The sequence below is a fragment of the Actinomycetota bacterium genome (genome assembly GCA_018333515.1).
Taxonomy (GTDB): domain Bacteria; phylum Actinomycetota; class Aquicultoria; order Aquicultorales; family Aquicultoraceae; genus Aquicultor.
The window spans coordinates 12,506-29,780 of the sequence record JAGXSZ010000012.1; the positions used below are offsets into that span (position 1 = coordinate 12,506).

The 17,275-nt window shown below is 56.1% G+C and carries 14 protein-coding genes; 6 read left to right on the forward strand and 8 right to left on the reverse strand.

Annotation, left to right across the window (positions count from 1 at the left end):
* Window positions 1-212: 212 nt before the first annotated feature.
* The gene (locus KGZ93_02920; GenBank protein MBS3908573.1) at window positions 213-1,514 is read right to left on the reverse strand and encodes an adenylosuccinate lyase; all 1,302 of its coding nucleotides are present in this window, start codon (window positions 1,512-1,514) and stop codon (window positions 213-215) included.
* Window positions 1,515-1,643: 129 nt separating this feature from the next.
* Window positions 1,644-2,918: a phosphoribosylamine--glycine ligase gene (gene purD, locus KGZ93_02925; GenBank protein MBS3908574.1), complete on the reverse strand. Its 1,275-nt coding sequence runs from the start codon at window positions 2,916-2,918 to the stop codon at window positions 1,644-1,646.
* A 464-nt stretch (window positions 2,919-3,382) separates the two neighbouring features.
* Between purD and KGZ93_02930 the strand changes: the two genes are divergently transcribed.
* The 6 genes from KGZ93_02930 (at window position 3,383) to KGZ93_02955 (ending at window position 10,299) form a co-directional block, all read left to right on the forward strand.
* Window positions 3,383-3,943 carry a hypothetical protein gene (locus KGZ93_02930; protein MBS3908575.1) on the forward strand — a complete coding sequence of 187 codons (561 nt, stop codon included), beginning with the start codon at window positions 3,383-3,385 and terminating at the stop codon, window positions 3,941-3,943.
* Between the two features lie 288 nt (window positions 3,944-4,231).
* Window positions 4,232-5,005 carry a glycosyltransferase family 2 protein gene (locus KGZ93_02935; GenBank protein ID MBS3908576.1) on the forward strand — a complete coding sequence of 258 codons (774 nt, stop codon included), beginning with the start codon at window positions 4,232-4,234 and terminating at the stop codon, window positions 5,003-5,005.
* A gap of 214 nt (window positions 5,006-5,219) precedes the next feature.
* On the forward strand, window positions 5,220-7,259 hold the full coding sequence (locus KGZ93_02940; GenBank protein ID MBS3908577.1) for a hypothetical protein: 2,040 nt from the start codon (window positions 5,220-5,222) through the stop codon (window positions 7,257-7,259).
* On the forward strand, window positions 7,260-9,416 hold the full coding sequence (locus KGZ93_02945; GenBank protein MBS3908578.1) for a DUF2079 domain-containing protein: 2,157 nt from the start codon (window positions 7,260-7,262) through the stop codon (window positions 9,414-9,416).
* Window positions 9,417-9,418: 2 nt separating this feature from the next.
* Window positions 9,419-9,568: a hypothetical protein gene (locus tag KGZ93_02950; protein ID MBS3908579.1), complete on the forward strand. Its 150-nt coding sequence runs from the start codon at window positions 9,419-9,421 to the stop codon at window positions 9,566-9,568.
* Window positions 9,544-10,299, forward strand: coding sequence for a class E sortase (locus KGZ93_02955; protein ID MBS3908580.1), 756 nt, complete (start codon window positions 9,544-9,546; stop codon window positions 10,297-10,299). The genes KGZ93_02950 and KGZ93_02955 overlap by 25 nt, the downstream gene beginning before the upstream one ends.
* A 3-nt stretch (window positions 10,300-10,302) precedes the next feature.
* Here KGZ93_02955 and KGZ93_02960 read toward each other — a convergent pair whose 3' ends face one another.
* The 6 genes from KGZ93_02960 to rplI all read right to left on the reverse strand — a co-directional run bounded on the left by KGZ93_02960 (window position 10,303) and on the right by rplI (window position 17,065).
* Window positions 10,303-11,574, reverse strand: a complete 1,272-nt coding sequence (locus KGZ93_02960; GenBank protein MBS3908581.1) for an adenylosuccinate synthase — start codon at window positions 11,572-11,574, stop codon at window positions 10,303-10,305.
* Window positions 11,574-12,959, reverse strand: coding sequence for an NAD(P)/FAD-dependent oxidoreductase (locus KGZ93_02965; protein MBS3908582.1), 1,386 nt, complete (start codon window positions 12,957-12,959; stop codon window positions 11,574-11,576). The genes KGZ93_02960 and KGZ93_02965 overlap by 1 nt, the downstream gene beginning before the upstream one ends.
* Before the next feature lie 393 nt (window positions 12,960-13,352).
* Window positions 13,353-13,655 (reverse strand): type II toxin-antitoxin system RelE/ParE family toxin, encoded by a 303-nt coding sequence (locus KGZ93_02970; GenBank protein ID MBS3908583.1) that lies wholly within the window; start codon window positions 13,653-13,655, stop codon window positions 13,353-13,355.
* Window positions 13,640-13,828, reverse strand: coding sequence for a hypothetical protein (locus KGZ93_02975; GenBank protein ID MBS3908584.1), 189 nt, complete (start codon window positions 13,826-13,828; stop codon window positions 13,640-13,642). The genes KGZ93_02970 and KGZ93_02975 overlap by 16 nt, the downstream gene beginning before the upstream one ends.
* A gap of 151 nt (window positions 13,829-13,979) precedes the next feature.
* Window positions 13,980-16,610: a replicative DNA helicase gene (locus KGZ93_02980; GenBank protein ID MBS3908585.1), complete on the reverse strand. Its 2,631-nt coding sequence runs from the start codon at window positions 16,608-16,610 to the stop codon at window positions 13,980-13,982.
* Window positions 16,610-17,065, reverse strand: coding sequence for a 50S ribosomal protein L9 (gene rplI, locus KGZ93_02985; GenBank protein ID MBS3908586.1), 456 nt, complete (start codon window positions 17,063-17,065; stop codon window positions 16,610-16,612). Before rplI ends, KGZ93_02980 begins: the two co-directional genes overlap by 1 nt.
* Window positions 17,066-17,275: the final 210 nt, after the last annotated feature.

Below are 17,275 nucleotides of genomic sequence, written 5' to 3' on the forward strand. Positions count from 1 at the left end.
CTCGACCTATCTATTATTTGCTGAGATTTGGCTATCACGTGCCCTCCTAAAACTCGGTATCGTCCCGGCCTGTTACGCAACTCAATATTATACACAAGTTTTTGTGCAAGTTTACTGACAAGCCGGCGCTTTTACAAATGAAATGCGGCTTACTCAAGCCTGGGGTCAGGTCTTTATTTTTTATTATTGCTTCGCGTGCGCAGCACGCTCGACTAATCGTCGAGCCTCTCCAAGCGCTTGAAGACGGTCTCCACATTGCGCAAGAAATAATCGGTGCTGAAAAGCTCGTCGAGTTCCTCGTCGGGGATGAGCTTCGCGACCTCCGCATCGGCTTTGAGCAAACCCTTAAGTTCGCCCTCGCCCCGCCACGTCGCCATGGCGTTGCGCTGGACCAACTGGTAGGCCTCCTCGCGCGTTATACCCTTGTCGACGAGCGCGAGCAGGACGCGGGATGAGTAGATGAGCCCGCCCGTTATGTCGAGATTCTTCCGCATGTTTTCCGGGTAGACGAGAAGGCCTTCGATGAGCCATTTGAGCTTGCCGAGCATATAGTCGAGGAGCATGGTGCTGTCGGGGATGATGATGCGCTCGACCGATGAATGCGAGATGTCGCGCTCGTGCCAGAGCGCCACGTTCTCCAGCGCCACCAGCGCGTTTGCGCGCAAGACGCGCGCCTGGCCGGCCAGGCGCTCGGCGATAATCGGGTTGCGCTTGTGCGGCATAGCCGAGGAGCCCTTCTGGCCTTTGGCAAAGGGTTCCTCGACCTCGCGCGTCTCCGTCTTCTGCAGGGCGCGCACCTCGACGGCAATTTTTTCGATGGTCGCCGCGCAAATTGCGAGCGCTGTCATGTATTCGGCGTGCCGGTCGCGCTGGAGCACCTGGGTGGAGACGGGCGCCGGGGTGAGGCCGAGCCGCTCGCAGACAAACTCCTCGACCCACGGGTCGATATTAGAGTAGGTGCCGACCGCCCCGGAGAGTTTCCCGACCGAGATGGCCGCTTTGGCGCGCTCCAGGCGGTTGAGGTTGCGGTGCATCTCAAACGCCCAGTTGGCGAATTTGAGGCCGAAGGTCATCGGCTCGGCCTGGATGCCGTGGGTGCGCCCCACGCATACCAGGTCTTTATACTCTAAAGCCTTGGCTTTTAAAAGGTTGACGATTTCGCGCACATCCTCGATGAGAATGTCGACGGCCTCTTTCATCTGGACCGCCAGGCCGGTATCGACGACGTCGGATGAGGTCAGCCCGTAGTGGACGTAGCGCGACGCCGGGCCGACGTTTTCGGCGACGTTGGTTAGAAACGCGATGACGTCGTGGTGGGTCTCCGCCTCGATTACCCCGATGCGCTCGACCGAGAAAGCCGCCTTATCCTTTATCTCCCGGAGGGCGTCCTCCGGGACTACGCCCAGCTTCACATGGGCTTCGGTGGCGAGAATCTCAATCTCCAGCCATTTGTCGAACTTATTCCTTAATTCCCATATGGCTCTCATCCGCGGCCGCGAATATCTCTCTATCATTTACAAACCACTCCTTTGCCGTCGGTTAATCGTATGGAAACCCATCGCGGGCGAGAAGGCCCGCAATGAACTGATATCTATATAGACGCCGCGCCTGGAAGAGCACGCGGCAAACATCTCTGCTCAACTCTATCCCATATCGACAGCGCGGAGCGCGATGTCTTTGCGGTAATGCATGCCCTCAAAATTGATCTTCTCAATCGCCGCGTACGCGCGCTCGCGCGCCTGCGCGAAGTCCGTCCCCAGCGCGCTCACATTGAGCACCCTGCCCCCGGCAGTCACAATTTTGCCCTCGCTCAGCTTAGTCCCCGCGTGGAAGACGGCGACGCCCTCCATCGCCGATGCCTCATCGAGGCCGGTTATCTCAAAACCGGTCTCATAATCGCTCGGATAACCGCCGGAGGCCAGGACTACGGTCGCGCAGACCTCGTCCTTCCATTTCAGCTTGACGCGAGAGATATCGCCCTCGGCGACCGCGAGCATCGGCTCGATGATGTCGCTTTCGAGGCGCGGCAGAATCGCCTGCGTCTCGGGGTCGCCGAAGCGCGCGTTGAACTCGAGAACCCTCGGCCCGGTCTTTGTTAGCATCAAGCCGGCGTAGATAACACCCCGGTATTCGATGCCCTCGGCGGACAAGCCCGCTATCATCGGCTTCAAAACCAACTCCACGATATCCTCATAGAGTTCAGCGGTAACGATCGGGACTGGCGAGTACGAGCCCATGCCTCCGGTATTTAAGCCCTCGTCGCCATCGTAAGCGCGCTTGTAATCCTGCGCCGGGACCATCGGCATCACGTTTTTTCCATCACTAAATGCAAGCACCGAAAGCTCCGACCCCTCCATGTATTCTTCGATGACCACTTGGTCGCCCGCCGCTCCGAATTGCCCCTTGACCAGGCAGCTCCTAACCGCGTCCTCAGCCTCCGCCAGCGTCTTCGCTATAAAGACCCCTTTGCCCGCGGCCAGACCGTCGGCTTTGACGACATAGGGGGCGTCGAGCGTTGCGAGATACGCGGCGGCTTCGCCATAGTCCGTAAAGAGCTTGGCGGCGGCGGTCGGCACGCCGTATTTTTCCATGATGTCCTTGGCGAAGATCTTGCTCCCCTCGAGCTGAGCCGCTTTCGCGCTCGGCCCGAATACTTTGAGCCCGCGGGCGGCAAAGACATCGGTTATCCCGGCGACAAGCGGAACCTCGGGGCCGACGACCGTCAAGCCTATCGCCTGGGCTTGAGCGAAATCGGCGAGCGCATTGAAATCGGATGGGTCGATTGGAACGTCCGTTGCCTCGCGCGCGATTCCGCCGTTTCCCGGCACGCAGAAGACCTCGTCCACCATCGGGCTCTGTTTTATCTTCCATACCAGGGCATGCTCGCGCCCCCCGCTCCCAATCACCAGTACTTTCAATGCTTGCCCCCTATCGTCTATCTGCGACATCGATTCAATCGATCATTCATGCATTCATTCTTCCAAAACGGTTTACGTGCCTCAATCCTCGCCACCGGTATTATTCGAAATGCTCCACACCAAAGCATCACCACAGCGATACCCATATACTTTATGCGCGGTCCGCGAATACAAAAACTTGAATACATAAAAAGCTGGGTCATCTGGTTCGATTATAAATTCTTGTTCGCGCGTGGAGCATGCGCATCAGAATTTCCGGTCTCAGGCTTTGTACACTCTACCAATTCTACGCAAAACCGGTTTTAGCTGCAAGAAGCATAAATCCGGGATGAGCGCTTCTATCCGCCTAGAGGATGACCCTTTTCGACCGCTTGCATGATTAAAAAAACGCTCAATAAGGGTAGAATTTTTGTATGGTAGATGCGATAGTGGCATTATCGATTAAAAAACGTGAGGTTGAGACTTTGAGAATTAAAGCAACGCTCGTACTGTTGCCGGTAATCTTGTTCACGCTGCTTCTGGCGCCGCTCGCGGTGTACGCCGACACCGAGACGGCCGCCGGTACGCCGCCGGAATTCGAAAATATCGGACTCCTCAAAGACGGTAAGGTTATCGTGACCGAGCCCGGTGCCGCGACTCGGGCGACCGTCAAGCCCCCGGCCACGAGCAGCACCAAAATCCTGCGCGACGGCACGGTGGTCTCTCCTGCCACGACCGTTCCCGCCACGCCTAAACCCGCAAAAGCCGCCGCCAAGACCGCCACGACCGGCAATACGGCAAAGAACTCATCCGCGCCGGTTTCGACGACTAAGGACGCCGCCGTGACAACACAAAGCTCAGTCGCTACCGTGACCAGCCACAACAATACCGTTGTCGTCAAAGGAGCGCGCGTCGGCAACCCCGCCGTCGCTTCCAAAGAGAACCTGCCGCTCACCGTTATGGACCTAAAGCCCTACTTCGCCATCGCGATTCTGTTGATTATCATCGGCAGGACCACCTACACGAAGGCCATCCCTCACGCCTAGCGCTTGCGCAATACGCAAGGTACGGTTTGCTTAACGCGCGCCGCAACTTATAATAAACATTGAAGAATACGTAATATTGCCGGCTTAGTCACCGGGCGCCTACCATGTTAGACATCTTTCCGATATGGGAATATTTCTAACATCGAAAGCCGTAAGTCCGGCCCCTAATGCGGGGTTCGATTTTGCGGATAGAAGACGGTGGCGCTAACAGGTAGCGCATAGTGCTATAATGCGCCGGCGCCGAAAGCGCGAGTCACCGCCGAACGAGAAGGATGTGTCAACGCTCTTATGGAAAATGTTGTCCGGGCGAATGAGTTCGCAGATGCGGGAGGCCGCGCTTTAGCCCAGCCGGTCGCATCGATAATCATCCCGATCCATAACGAAGAGTCGTTCTTGGCCGGGGCGCTGGCGGAACTCCAGGCCGGCTTGGAGAAGACAGGCGTAGCATACGAGCTGATTCTGTGCGAAAACGGCAGCACCGATAAGACCCGCGAGCTGGCGTTTTCGCTAGCCGACGAGACACCGCACACCCGCCTGCTGACCACGGATTCGCCGGATTACGGGGGCGCCATGAAGCTGGGTGTCCTCGCCGCGAACGGGCCGCACATCATCGTCTTCGACATCGATTACTTTAGTGTGCGATTTATGAATGAGGCTCTTGCTCTGCTCGAAAATTACGATGTAGTGCTCGCCTCTAAACTCGCGCCCGGGACCGAGGATAAACGGGGACTGGCGCGCCAGACCATAACACGAGGCTTCAGCCTGATCCTTAAGCTGCTATTTAACACAAAGCTGAGCGACACGCACGGGATGAAGGCTTTCCGTCGCAGGAAAATCGAGGCGCTGGCGCTCCAAAGCCGCATGTCGAAGGACCTTTTCGATACGGAACTCGTATTGCGCGCCGAGCGGAGCGGACTCAAGATAAAAGAGATGCCCATCGTTATAGAGGAAAAGCGCGCCGCCCGCTCCAGTATTCTCAAAAGGATTCCGCGAACCGTCTTCGGCCTGCTTAGATTGCGCTATTTCTTTACTATCGAGAGCCGGCGCGAACGCCGCGCGTAGAGCGCGTTTACCAGACTTCTCTATATAAGAGGGGGCAATTATCGATACCTTTACGCGGAAAGATACGAAATCGAAGGCGTCGCTCTATGTCACCGCGATAAGTTTCGCGGTCATCTACCTGACACTGCTCTCCTTTTTCAGGCCGGAGCTTATCCTTTCGCCGACAACGACCGCGGGCGGCGACACCGGCGCGCATCATTACGTCGCCGACTACTTGATAAACCACCTGTTGCCGCAAGGCAAGATAACGGGTTGGTCGCCCGGCTGGTATGCCGGCTTCCCCATGCTCCATTTCTATTTCCCCTTCCCGTTTATGATAATCGCGCTGCTCAACGTATTCATGCAATACGAGGTCGCGTTCAAGCTCGGCACGATTCTCGGGGTATTCCTCTTGCCGGCGATGACATACGGGGCCTTTCGGGTGTTGGGGTTCAGGTTCCCGCTGCCTATTATGGCCGCGGCATTCAGCCTCCCGTTCCTCTTTATGGAGAGCTATTCTATCTACGGAGCCAATATTTTGAGTACGCTCGCGGGGGAATTCGGCTACAGCCTCAGTTTCTCGCTGACCATTCTCTTCTTCGCGCTCCTCTACCGCGACGTAAAGGAGCAGCGCTTTCGGGTCTCGACCGGCGTCCTCCTCGGCATCATCACCCTCTCGCACCTGGTCACGACGATTATGATAGTCATCATGTCGACGTATTATATCTTCAGCAGGTTGAACTTGAAGCGTTTCGGCATCTTAGCCGGCGTCTTCGGGCTCGGTTTTGTCTTGAGTTCGTTCTGGGGCCTCCCGTTTGTGGCGAAACTCCAGTATACGGCACACATGCAGTGGGACCAATTGAGCGGGCTAAACGAACTCATCCCGGAGCCATTGCGTCTTTTCTTCCCGCTGACCATAATCGGGGTCGTCGGCGCCCTCGCCAAACGAGATGAGCGCGTCTACTTTTTGCTCTGGAGTCTCATCGTCTCAGCGTCGCTCTTCTTCCTGCTTCCAGCGGGGCGCATCTGGAACGGGCGGCTCCTCCCCTTCTTCTATTTCTTCTCGTTCGTCTGGGCCGCCTATGGGCTCTGGTTCTTGCGCAAAGTCCTCGCCCAACTCTTATATGATTATGTCCTCATACCTAAACGCCACTCCGACTATATCCTCGGCGCGCTCGCGGCGGCTATCGCGGCTGTTGCGGTATTCGGCGTCGGCAACCGGGTTGCCGACGACTGGATTGAGTGGAACTACTCCGGCTATGAAGGGAAAGCGCAGTGGTCGAGCTACAACGAGATAAACGAATATATCAAAGGCCTGCCTCCGGGCCGGGTGATGATAGAGCACGCCAATGCCATAGACAGATTCGGCACCCCGCGCGCTTTCGAACTCTTGCCCTATTTCGCGAACCACCCGACAATGGAGGGAACGCTCATGGAGGCCTCGCTTACGGCGCCTTTTCACTTCGTCAACCAATCCGAGCTGTCTAAAGAGCCGAGCCACGCAATTTTAGGCGTCAATTACCCGCCGCTCAACGTGGCCGACGGCATCAGACACCTTAAGGTCTACAACATCCCCTATTTCCTGGCCATATCGGACGAGGTAAAGAGCGAAGCCGACAAAATCGACGACCTGGAGCTATTAAAGAAATTCAAAGTAAAAGGCACCGATATGGAGTTCGCCCTCTACGAAACCGAGACCGAGGGGTATGTAACGATTCCCGAATACCAACCGCTTTTGGCGGAGACGACCAACTGGCGCCAGACCGCGCTCGAGTGGTACGCGCGACCTGAGCTGCTGGATACACCGCTCATCGAGCTGGACCACGCCAAAGAGCTTAAAGGCAAGTATAAAATGGTCGGAGCCGCGACGGACAAGATGGTAAGCAAACGCATTGATACCGGTGGGCGGGTCAGCAACGTACAAATCAAAGACGACGAGCTTACTTTCTCGACAACCGCCATCGGTGTGCCCCATTGGATAAAGATTTCATACTTTCCGAACTGGAAGGTTTCCGGCGCCGACGGGCCGTATTTGGCGTCGCCTTCACTGATGATGGTGATTCCGAAGCAAAAGAATGTCCGCCTCTACTATGGAAGCACCTTTGTAGATGTCTTCGCGGCGTGGTTCGGGGCGCTCGGCTGGTGCGCGGTCCTCGCTTACGGCTTGCGGTTTGCCTGGCGGCGTTTCGCGGTGCGGGCGAGCGCTTCGGTCCGCCTCGGTGACGGGCTTGCCGGCGCCGAACTCCAAGGCGAAGCGGAAAGGAGCAATATCTAGGTGTCGCTATATCGCGTCCTCGACGGCGAATTTGAGAAAGTCGCAGCGTCCGGTTGGCCGGAGCAGCTCAAGGAGCTGGTCATAGAGAAGCTGGTAGAAGGAGATGGGCTCCTCCCGGAGCGGCTCCTCGTCATCGACGGCTGGGGGGCTCCGGAGGGCGCGACAGGCCTCATCGCCCTAGACCGGCAAGGCTCACTCGTGGTGCTGCTCATCGCCGACTCCACGACATCGCCACAAGCGATAGAGGCCGCATCCGCGCTCGCATGGAACCTGCGGTATACTTCCTTCGTCGAGTTGGACGCGGTATACGCGAAATACCTTGCCCAAAAGAGCCGGCTCGGCAGCGAGCTGGCTAAATCACATGCCGAATTCTATGCGCAGGGTAACGTCCTCGACAGAGGGCTCTTCAATCAGAACCAGCGCGTGCTGGTGCTGGCGCCCGAATACCCCGAGCCGACCCTGGACGCTATGCGCTGGCGCAGGCTAGAGCTGCAAATAGACGCTTATTCGCTCGCCTTCATCGATGCCGGGCCCGACATTAGCCTAGCGCGGATCGAGCCGGTAAACCTTATCGGCGCGGGCCGTATAGCGACCTTCTTCTCGCTCATCTTTAAAGCTCCCGCGGCCGTCATCGGGCGACTCGCCTCAGGAGCGCTCGATTCCGATGAGAAAAAAGACGAGCCCGGCGATGCGGGCGGCGTTGAAGCGGAGAGTCTCCCAAACGAACGCCCGTCCAGGTATGCGAAGCAGACCTATGAATACGCGGCGCTCGGCGCAATGATGCTCTTATACATAGCCACCTTTTCGTTCTTGACGGTTCGCATGCACAACAACTTCAGCACCTACGGATTCGACCTCGGCATATTCGACCAGGGAATCTGGCTCCTTAGCCGGCTCAAGGAACCGTTCATCACCGTGCGCGGCCTTCACCTCTTCGGCGAGCACCTCTCATTCAACCTGCTGCTGGTAGCCCCGCTCTATAAAATCTGGCCCGACGTCCGTCTCTTGCTGGTTTTACAGACCATGGTACTGGCTATCGGCGCGCTCCCGGTCTACCTGCTGGCAAAGGAGCGGCTTAAGAACGGGATCCTGTCATTGGCCATGGCGGCATCGTACCTGCTCTATCCGGCGCTCCAATGGCTCAATCACGACCAGTTCCACCCGGACGCGCTGGCGACACCCGCCTTGCTCTTCGCATTTTACCTCGCTAAAAAACGGCGTTATACACTCTTCGCGGTCAGCGCTCTCGTCGCGGTGCTCGCAAAGGAAGATGTCGCGCTCGTAATGATTATGATGGGACTATACCTCGCGGTCACCGACAACCGCACGGTCGGGTTTGCAACCTCCCTGGCGTCACTCGCCTGGTTTGTGGTCGGTATAAAATACATTCTTCCCGCGTTTAACGGGACAAGCCTCTTCTATGCCCAAAATTTTTCCAGGCTCGGCTCGACGCTGGGAGAGGTCGCCATCAATACCCTGACCAAACCCGGCCTCATCTTGCCCATCATAATACAAGAGAGCAATCTCATATATTTCACACAACTGCTGGCACCGGTCGCGTTTTCACCGCTAGCCAGTATCGAGGTCTTGCTCATATCGCTCCCCGCGCTCTTCTCCAACGCCGTAAGCCGGCAGGGCTATATGCACAATATCGAGTATCACTACACCGCGACCATCATCCCGTTCGTCTTCGCCGGGGCGATTCTCGCCATCGAAAAACTCGCGCTTAAGAAGAGAGAAGCGGTCGTTGTGGCCGCCCTGCTCGTCGCGGTGGCGCTGACGTCGAACTTCTTCTGGAGCCCATCGCCGATATCGAGCCGACACCAGCGGGCTTTCGTCGTCATCGACGAGGCGAGACGCGCTTCTATGGAGAGGGCCGTCGCATTAATACCGGATGACGCCGTGGTCAGCGCGTCCTACGTCTTCGTGCCGCACCTGACGCACCGCGAAAAGATATATGAGTTCCCGAATCCTTACGCCGCGGTCAACTGGGGCGTAAACGGCGAAAACCCGGCCGATAAGAATACTATAGACTTTGTTATCGTAGATTTTTCCCAGCTCGGTTCCGACCAGCGGAAAATCGTAAGCACGCTGCGCAACACCGCATTTACGCAGGTCTTTAGTAGAAATGATATTTTGGTTTTAAAACGGGATTAGGCATGAAGCTCGGCGACGAGTTCAAGACGCTGCCGGCGCGGAGCTGCGGGAAGCGTTGCGTACCCGGCGTCGAGTTCGTGTTAAGCGCTGGACGTAAGACGCATAGGATAGATTTGAGGTTGAAAGAATGGCTGCCGGCAAAAGGGCGATGATTTATAGGATAGTGGGACTCTCGCTCATAGCGGTCGGCGCCTATATCCTGCTGCAAATCGCCTTCACGGATGTATATACGGGCTATAAACAGCGGCAACTCCAGAACGATTGGGATAAGGCCGCTGCCGGCGTCTCCGAGGAGCAGGAGTGCGCACCCGCTCTCTTGTCGTCGATAGAGGATTCGCCGACGATCGAGCGCGCGGCGGCGACCCTGGACGAAACAGAGGAGTCGCAAGAGGCGATCGGCGAAGCGAAGAAATCCCGGTCGGCGGAGACCGTTGCCGAAGAGAAAGCCGCGCCGCCCACGACCAAAGCGCGTCAAAAATTCAAGGAGAAGGAGCCGTTTGCCCGCATCGTCATCCCCAAAATCGACCTCGACGCCATCGTCGTCGAAGGCGTCGGCGCGGAGGCCTTAAAGCTGGGGCCGGGTCATATGGAGGAGACCGCCCACCCCGGTGAGCACGGCAACATGGTCATCTCCGGGCACCGCGTCACCTATAGCAGGCCCTTTTTCTACCTGGATGAGCTTGTCAAAGGCGATCTGATCCTCGTCAGCGACGCCACCGAGCAGCACGCCTACTATGTGGTCGAGACCAAAGTCGTTAAGCCGACCGAAATCAGCGTCATCGAGCCGACCGAAGACCGGACTTTGACCCTTACCACCTGCAATCCCCGGTTTTCCGCAAAGACCAGGCTTATCATCGTGGCGAAGATGCGCGACGGTGAGTAGCGATTATCGCAATATGGTCTGTTCGCGGCTCGGCCCGACCGAAATCATCGTTATGGGCGCCCCGATAAGCTCCTGAAGCCGGTCGACATAAGCGCGGGCCGCTTTGGGAAGCGCGTCGTACGTGACGATACCGCTGATATCCGTATTCCAGCCCTCGACCTCTTCATAGATAGGCTTCGCGCCGTGGAAGACCGTCTGATGGTAGGGCATATAGTCATATACCTTGCCCTCGTATTCATAGCCTACGCAAATCTTTAAGGTCTCAAAGGGCGAGAGCACATCGAGTTTGGTCAAGGCGATTTCGGTCAACCCGTTGATTTTGGCGGTGTATTTAAGAATGACTGCGTCGAACCAGCCGCAGCGCCGCGCGCGACCCGTCGTCGTGCCGAACTCGACGCCCACCTTGCGCATCAACTCTCCGGTATCATCCTCGAGTTCCGTCGGGAAGGGGCCCGCGCCGACGCGCGTCGTGTAGGCCTTGGCGATTCCGATGATGCGTTTGACCCTGAGCGGGCTTACACCCGCGCCGACGCACGCCCCGCCCGCTATAGGCGAAGACGAGGTCACAAAAGGATAGGTTCCGTAATCGAGATCGAGCATCATCCCCTGCGCGCCCTCTAGTAAGACGTTCTTGCCCTCGTCGAGCGAGTCGTTTATGATGCGGCTCGCATCGCCGATGATGCCGTTGAGCCGCTCGGCGTATCCCTTGTACTCATCGACGATTTCGTCGACATCGAGAGGTTCCGTGTCGTAGATTTTCGTAAGCACCTGGTTCTTAAAGGTCAGCGCGACCTCGAGCTTCTCGCGGAATATCTTCATATCGAGCAGGTCTTGTACCCGCAGACCGACGCGCGACGCTTTGTCGGTATAGGCCGGACCGATGCCCAAGCCGGTCGTGCCGATTTTATACGAGCCGAGTTTTAGCTCGGACGCCTGGTCGAGCAACCGGTGGTAGGGCATTATAAGATGGGCATTCGCGCTTAGCACCAGGTTGGGACGATCGATTCCCAACTCCGCGACCTCATCGAGTTCCTTGATGAGCGCTTTGGGGTCGATGACCAAGCCCGATGCTATAACGCAAATAATGTTGGAGTGAAGAATGCCCGAGGGCAAAAGATGGAGCTTGAGTTCGTGACCGTCGGCGATGACGGTATGGCCGGCGTTGTGACCTCCCTGATAGCGTACTACGAGGTCCATCTCGTTGGCCAGCCAATCGGTGACCTTTCCTTTTCCTTCATCTCCCCACTGTGTCCCCATGAGAATTGTCGCAGGCATTATTTCCTCCCAGCTAACGAGTCAAGTATTGCGCGAGCCGCGACGATTCCGCTGGCCGAGGACTGAATCAAACCCCTGGTCACGCCAGCCCCGTCGCCTATCGCATAAAGATTTTCTATCTCCGTCTCGAGCGCGGACGTAAGCCGCAGCCGCGATGAGTAAAACTTTACCTCTACCCCGTAGAGGAGTGCGTTCCTGGAATTTACGCCCGGCGCCAGCTCATCGAGCGCTTCGAGCATCTCCATTATGTCGGACAAATACCTATAAGGCAGCACAAAACTCAAGTCACCCGGTGTCGCATCGCCATAGGTCGGACGCACCGTGCCCCTGGCGATCCTCTCGGGGGTCGAACGACGCCCGTCCTTCAGGTCGCCGAGGCGTTGGACCAAGATACCGTCTCCGAGAAGGTTGGCGAGCCGCGCTATATACTTCGCGTAGGCTATCGGCTCTTTGAACGGTTCCGTAAACATCGTGCTGACCAGGAGCGCGAAATTGGTGTTCTCCGTCTTTTTTTCGGCATAGCTATGGCCGTTTACGGTTATCACGCCATCGACGGCCTCGGAGGCTACCACGCCATACGGGCAGACGCAGAACGTGCGCACCCGGTCCTCGAACGACTTCGTGTTGTAAATGAGCTTCGGCTCGTAGAGTTCTTTGGTCAGGGGCTCCATGACCGCGGCGGGAACCTCGACGCGAACCCCTATGTCAACGGCATTGTTCACAACCGATAAACCGAGCCTTCTCGCTTCGGCGCTGAGCCAGTCGGCGCCCTCCCTGCCGGGTGCGGCTATTACATAGCGGCCCGTTATCTCCTCACCGTCGGCGGTTCGAACACCGGTTACGCGCCCATCCTCGGTCAGCAGGTTCTCGACCGGTGTTCCGGTCCTTATGTCAACGTGCGCATCGAGCCGGTCCCTCATCAACTTGATGATATCGTAAGAACGGTCGGTCCCCATGTGGCGGACTTTCATCGCAATGAGCCGCATATCGGCCAGGAGCGCCCGGCTTTGCAACTGCCTGATATTCTCGTCGTTGGTCCCGTGGACCTCGCTCGTAGCGCCGAATTCGCGATAGACGTGGTCCGCATAGTCGATAAGACGCGCGAGTTCGTCGTCGCCGACGTAATCTCCGAGCCATCCCCCAATCTCGGTTGAGAGAGTCAGCTTGCCGTCGCTGAACGCTCCGGCGCCGCCCCAACCCGAGGTGATACGACAAGGTTTACAATGGGCGCATTTCCCGGTAGACCGTTCTAAGCAGTCCCGCTTTTCGACGTCGGGACCCTTCTCGAGTATCAGAACTCTGGGTTCGCCTTCCTTGGCAAGCTCTAGAGCTGCAAAGATACCGGCCGGCCCACTGCCGACTATGATGACATCATAATCCGCCATCGCTCACACCCTTACGCGCACAAAAAAACTCAAACAGAAGGCCACCCGAAGCCTCAACGCTAAAATCCCGCCGTCTATCTGAGTCCTACCGGTCCATTATTGTGCCTGCGCCTTTAGACACAGCCACCTCTCGACCTATCCCAAAGTCGCTTTCGGATAAAATCAAGCCTCGCACCAGCCACGATACTTGTGAACAAGCGCGTAACCAGCATAGCTAAACGGCCAGTCAAAGTCAAGAAAACCGGACTCAAAAGCCCAGCTTGGCTGTGGCGGTTTAGCCTAAGGTCGGCCGCACCGCTTTCGCCGCCGCATCATGAAAGGACGCGCGCTTGGATTGGGAAATCGCGTTTGGGATATTATTGGCGAAGATAGCGAAAGGTGAGCATTGCATTTTTATTTACTCTTCCATGGTTTGTTTAGATCTCGGCTGCCGTGGATGAGGCCTAATATTATAATACGGGATTTCTCAACGTGGTAGATGATCCTGTAATCTCTTATTAAAAGCTCACGAACGCTAGAATCATCGAGTTCGGGAACGATGCGCCCTCTCTTAGAAAACGAACTGAGCGTTTTACTGGAATCTAATATCTCTTGAACAAATGAGGTGGCATATGCGGCAGAATCCCTCGCGATATAGTTAGCGAGTGCTTCGATATCAGCAACAGCTTCTGCTGACCAGACTACTTCTCGAGCCATTCCGACATCCGCGCTTCGACTTCCTGCTGTGTATGGGTGCGACCTTCTTTAGCATCATCAAGACCACGCTCGATCTTCTGCAAAACGTAAAGATGATATTGGACGTCTTCAATCGTGCAGTCATCCGGCAAGCGAGATAAAAGATCGCTGACTTCTTTTTTTACTGCGTGCATAATTCATCCTCCTCCTAAGTATGAATTATACCACATCAAAAGTGTGCCTGCGGCATATAAGAATCTCGGTATAATCGCAATACTCTTTTTCAGAGATGCTGGAGTATCGATCGTGTGCTTGACCGTCAATCTTTGAAAAGGAAATGCTCGCTTAGCTGTTCTTCGCGAGGTCGGCGAATTTGGTGTAGTGTTCGAGGAACGCGAGGCGCACGACGCCTACGGGACCGTTCCTGTGCTTGGCGACGACAATCTCTGCGGTGCCCCGTTCTTCCATGGCGTCGATATCGTCGGGGTTGCCGTAGATGTTGCGGTGGATAAACATCACGATGTCTGCGTCCTGTTCAATAGCTCCGCTGTTGTGACTAACAACCCCATCTACCAGCCAATTTGATGGTCCTGGTACGGTCAAATCGTATGTTTCCTCTTCTCCATCCGGCTCGACGCGAACGACAGTGTCCCAGAAAAGATCGCTGGTTGCATGTGTCCGAAGCCAATCATCATCGAGAAGTTCAGAATACTGAGCTATTATGGCTCTGGAAGGAGCATAATCGAAATAGACGCTTCCTCCATGGGTTAAGCCACGCATTCGTGCCATTGCACAACCGCTTATTCCTTGATCCGCCATTCCTTGCTTAACATGGGCAAAAATCTCCATCGGCAATGTATCTACGTTCGTATTTGGAGTTTTGTAGCGCAAATACTGGAACAGCTTATCCGCCGGCCCTACCCGTGGTCCAAAAGCTCCCACGTTCTCCAAGAAGCACAGCTGGTCATCGACACCCGATACACAAACGTTGTACCAGGGGCGTGATGTTCCTTGCTGGGCTTTCCGTATCCTTGCAACAATTCCTAATCTCAGCAGGAGGAATGCGACATCTTCTGCTAGAAGCCTGCTAGAGGTGCTAAAGAAAACGCTAGCGCTGCCTCTCTGATTGGTCTTTCTAACATGTATTGCGCCATCCGTCGCCCAAAGATGTCTGAGCAACAGGCCGACTTGCCGATTGGATAGTTTGAACGCCTCCTGTGGGATGCGCTTCTCGTGCGACCGTTGGTTAAATACCCCGAGTTCCCTCAACCATGCGTTAACACCGGCGGGTGCCCAACGATTGCCGTTGCCGCTTATTAGAAGCTGATGCCATTGCCCTCGACCTTTATATCTTTTGACTTCGGCTCCAAATTCTTCCTCAGCCGTAAACTTTACTAAACGGCTATTATCTTCCGACGCGGTCGCATATCTCATCGGCTGACCCGAAAGATAGCTACCATCACCAATCAGCTGACCTAACAGCGCTATGCGTTCATCCGGCCACTCAACCGTGTCAACAGGCTCCGGAATCTCGCGAGCTATGGCTAATCTATCGCCTACGGACAATTCACCTATGCGTTTCCAACCTTCCAAACCAAGCAGGCGATGTTTTTCCGTAGCACGAATCTCCCTTCCGCTTGCCAACTTCACCTTAAAAACAGGCCTCACACCAACCGACCATACCTTATCGCTTCTTGCCGAGATGATGTCGCCATCCGGTGAGATAGCGAGCACGTCTGGTTCTGTGCCGACCAGGTCTCGTATCGGGACGCGGCGTCCGTCGGTAAGAACAACTAGCGTATCTCCGGTAACGCATTCGCGCAGGTCGGAGAGTTGTGGGCGTTTGTCGCTGCGGTGCTCGACGGCTCTTGAGAGCTGCGAGAGCGCGATGACGGGGACGCCGAGTTCCTTGGCGAGTATCTTCAAACCACGAGAAATCTCGGCAATCTCTTGCTGGCGGTTTTCAACCCGGCGGTACGACTGCATAAGCTGTAAGTAGTCGACGACGATAGCCCCCGGCGAATGGCGCGCAAAAAGGCGCCGGGCCTTGGCCCTGACCTCCATAATACCGATGCTTGGGGTGTCGTCGATGTAGATGGGCGTCTCCGCCAGCCGCCCGACCGCTCCCGAGAGCTTCGACCAGTCCTCATCCCTGAGCTGGCCGGTCCTCAAGCGGTGGCTATCGATGCGCGCCTCAGAACACATCATACGCTGGACTAGCTGCTGCCTGCTCATCTCAAGGCTGAATACGGCTACGGGCAGGTTGTCGAGGCCCATGTTCGCGGCGAGATTGAGCGCGAACGCGGTCTTGCCCATTGCGGGGCGCGCCGCTACGATGATAAGGTCGCCGGGGTGAATGCCGGCGAGAAGCTGGTCTAGGTCGGCGAAGCCCGTCGGGGTGCCGGTGATTTGTTCTTTCTTTTCGAAAAGCTGCTCGACGACCTCAAAGCCTTCTTTGAGAAGGTCTTTGATGGCGATAAACTTCTCGGCCATGCGCTTGTGGGCGATGGCGAAAATCAGGCTTTCGGCCCGGTCTATCAAGCCGTCGACGTCTTCGGGGCCTTCATAGCCGAGCGCCGCTATCTCGGTCGATACTTTGATAAGCGAGCGCAGTGTTGCGTTGCGCTCGACTATCTTAGCATAATACTTGGCGTTCGCCGCGCTCGGCACTAAGCTTACGAGCGTGTGAATATATGATTTTCCCCCGCACGACTCGAGATAGCCCTTCGACGATAGCGATTCCGCCAGGGTTATCGGGTCGACAGGGTCTCCTTTGGCGTAGAGATCGACCGCCGTCTCAAAGACGCGCCGGTGGGCTTCGGAATAGAAGTCATCGGCTTTGATGTCCTCGAATATTTCGGCGATGGCATCGCTTGAGATAAGCATCGCGCCGAGCAACGATTGTTCCGCCTCGAGATTATGGGGCGGAACCCTGTCGAACTGCGCAAGATGATGCGGTCTATCTGCCGCTTTCATTACCCCTCTTTGGCTGAGACTACATTTATCGATACGACGGCCTCGACGCCCGGATAGATCTTTACCGTTACCGGATGCAAGCCGAGTTCTTTGATTGCGCCGGCGATATCGACTTTCTTTCTATCGACCTCGATTTTAAGCTGCGCCGTAATAGCCTCCGCGACCTCTTTCGCGGTAATCGAGCCATAGAGCTTGCCGCCCTCGCCCGCTTTCGCTTCGACTGTGACCTCTTTATCCTTGATGCTATCCGCAAGTTCTTGCGCTTCCGAAAGCTCATGGGCTTGCCTCTTAGAGGTCGTCGCCTTCTTGTGCTCCCAGTCCTTTAGCGTTCCGGGCGTAGCCACGACGGCCATTCCCCTGGGAACGAGGTAATTCTGGGCATAGCCTCTGGCAACTTCGACCACCTCGCCGATTCTGCCGAGACCGCCCACGGTCTCTTTAAGGATTACCTTCATCTTCTCCTCCAACATACATTTAAAATAATTCTTAAGCGATATTTTTAAATCGAAGCCGGCACCGGGACCGCACACCCAACCATGTACGTGCTACTACTGAAACACGTTGACTACGTGCGGTTTTTAGTTCCGACTCCCCGATAATTCAAGCATTCTTGAATCTATAATCTTAGCATAAGTATACCCTCTCGTCGATTTTATCCCGCGTGC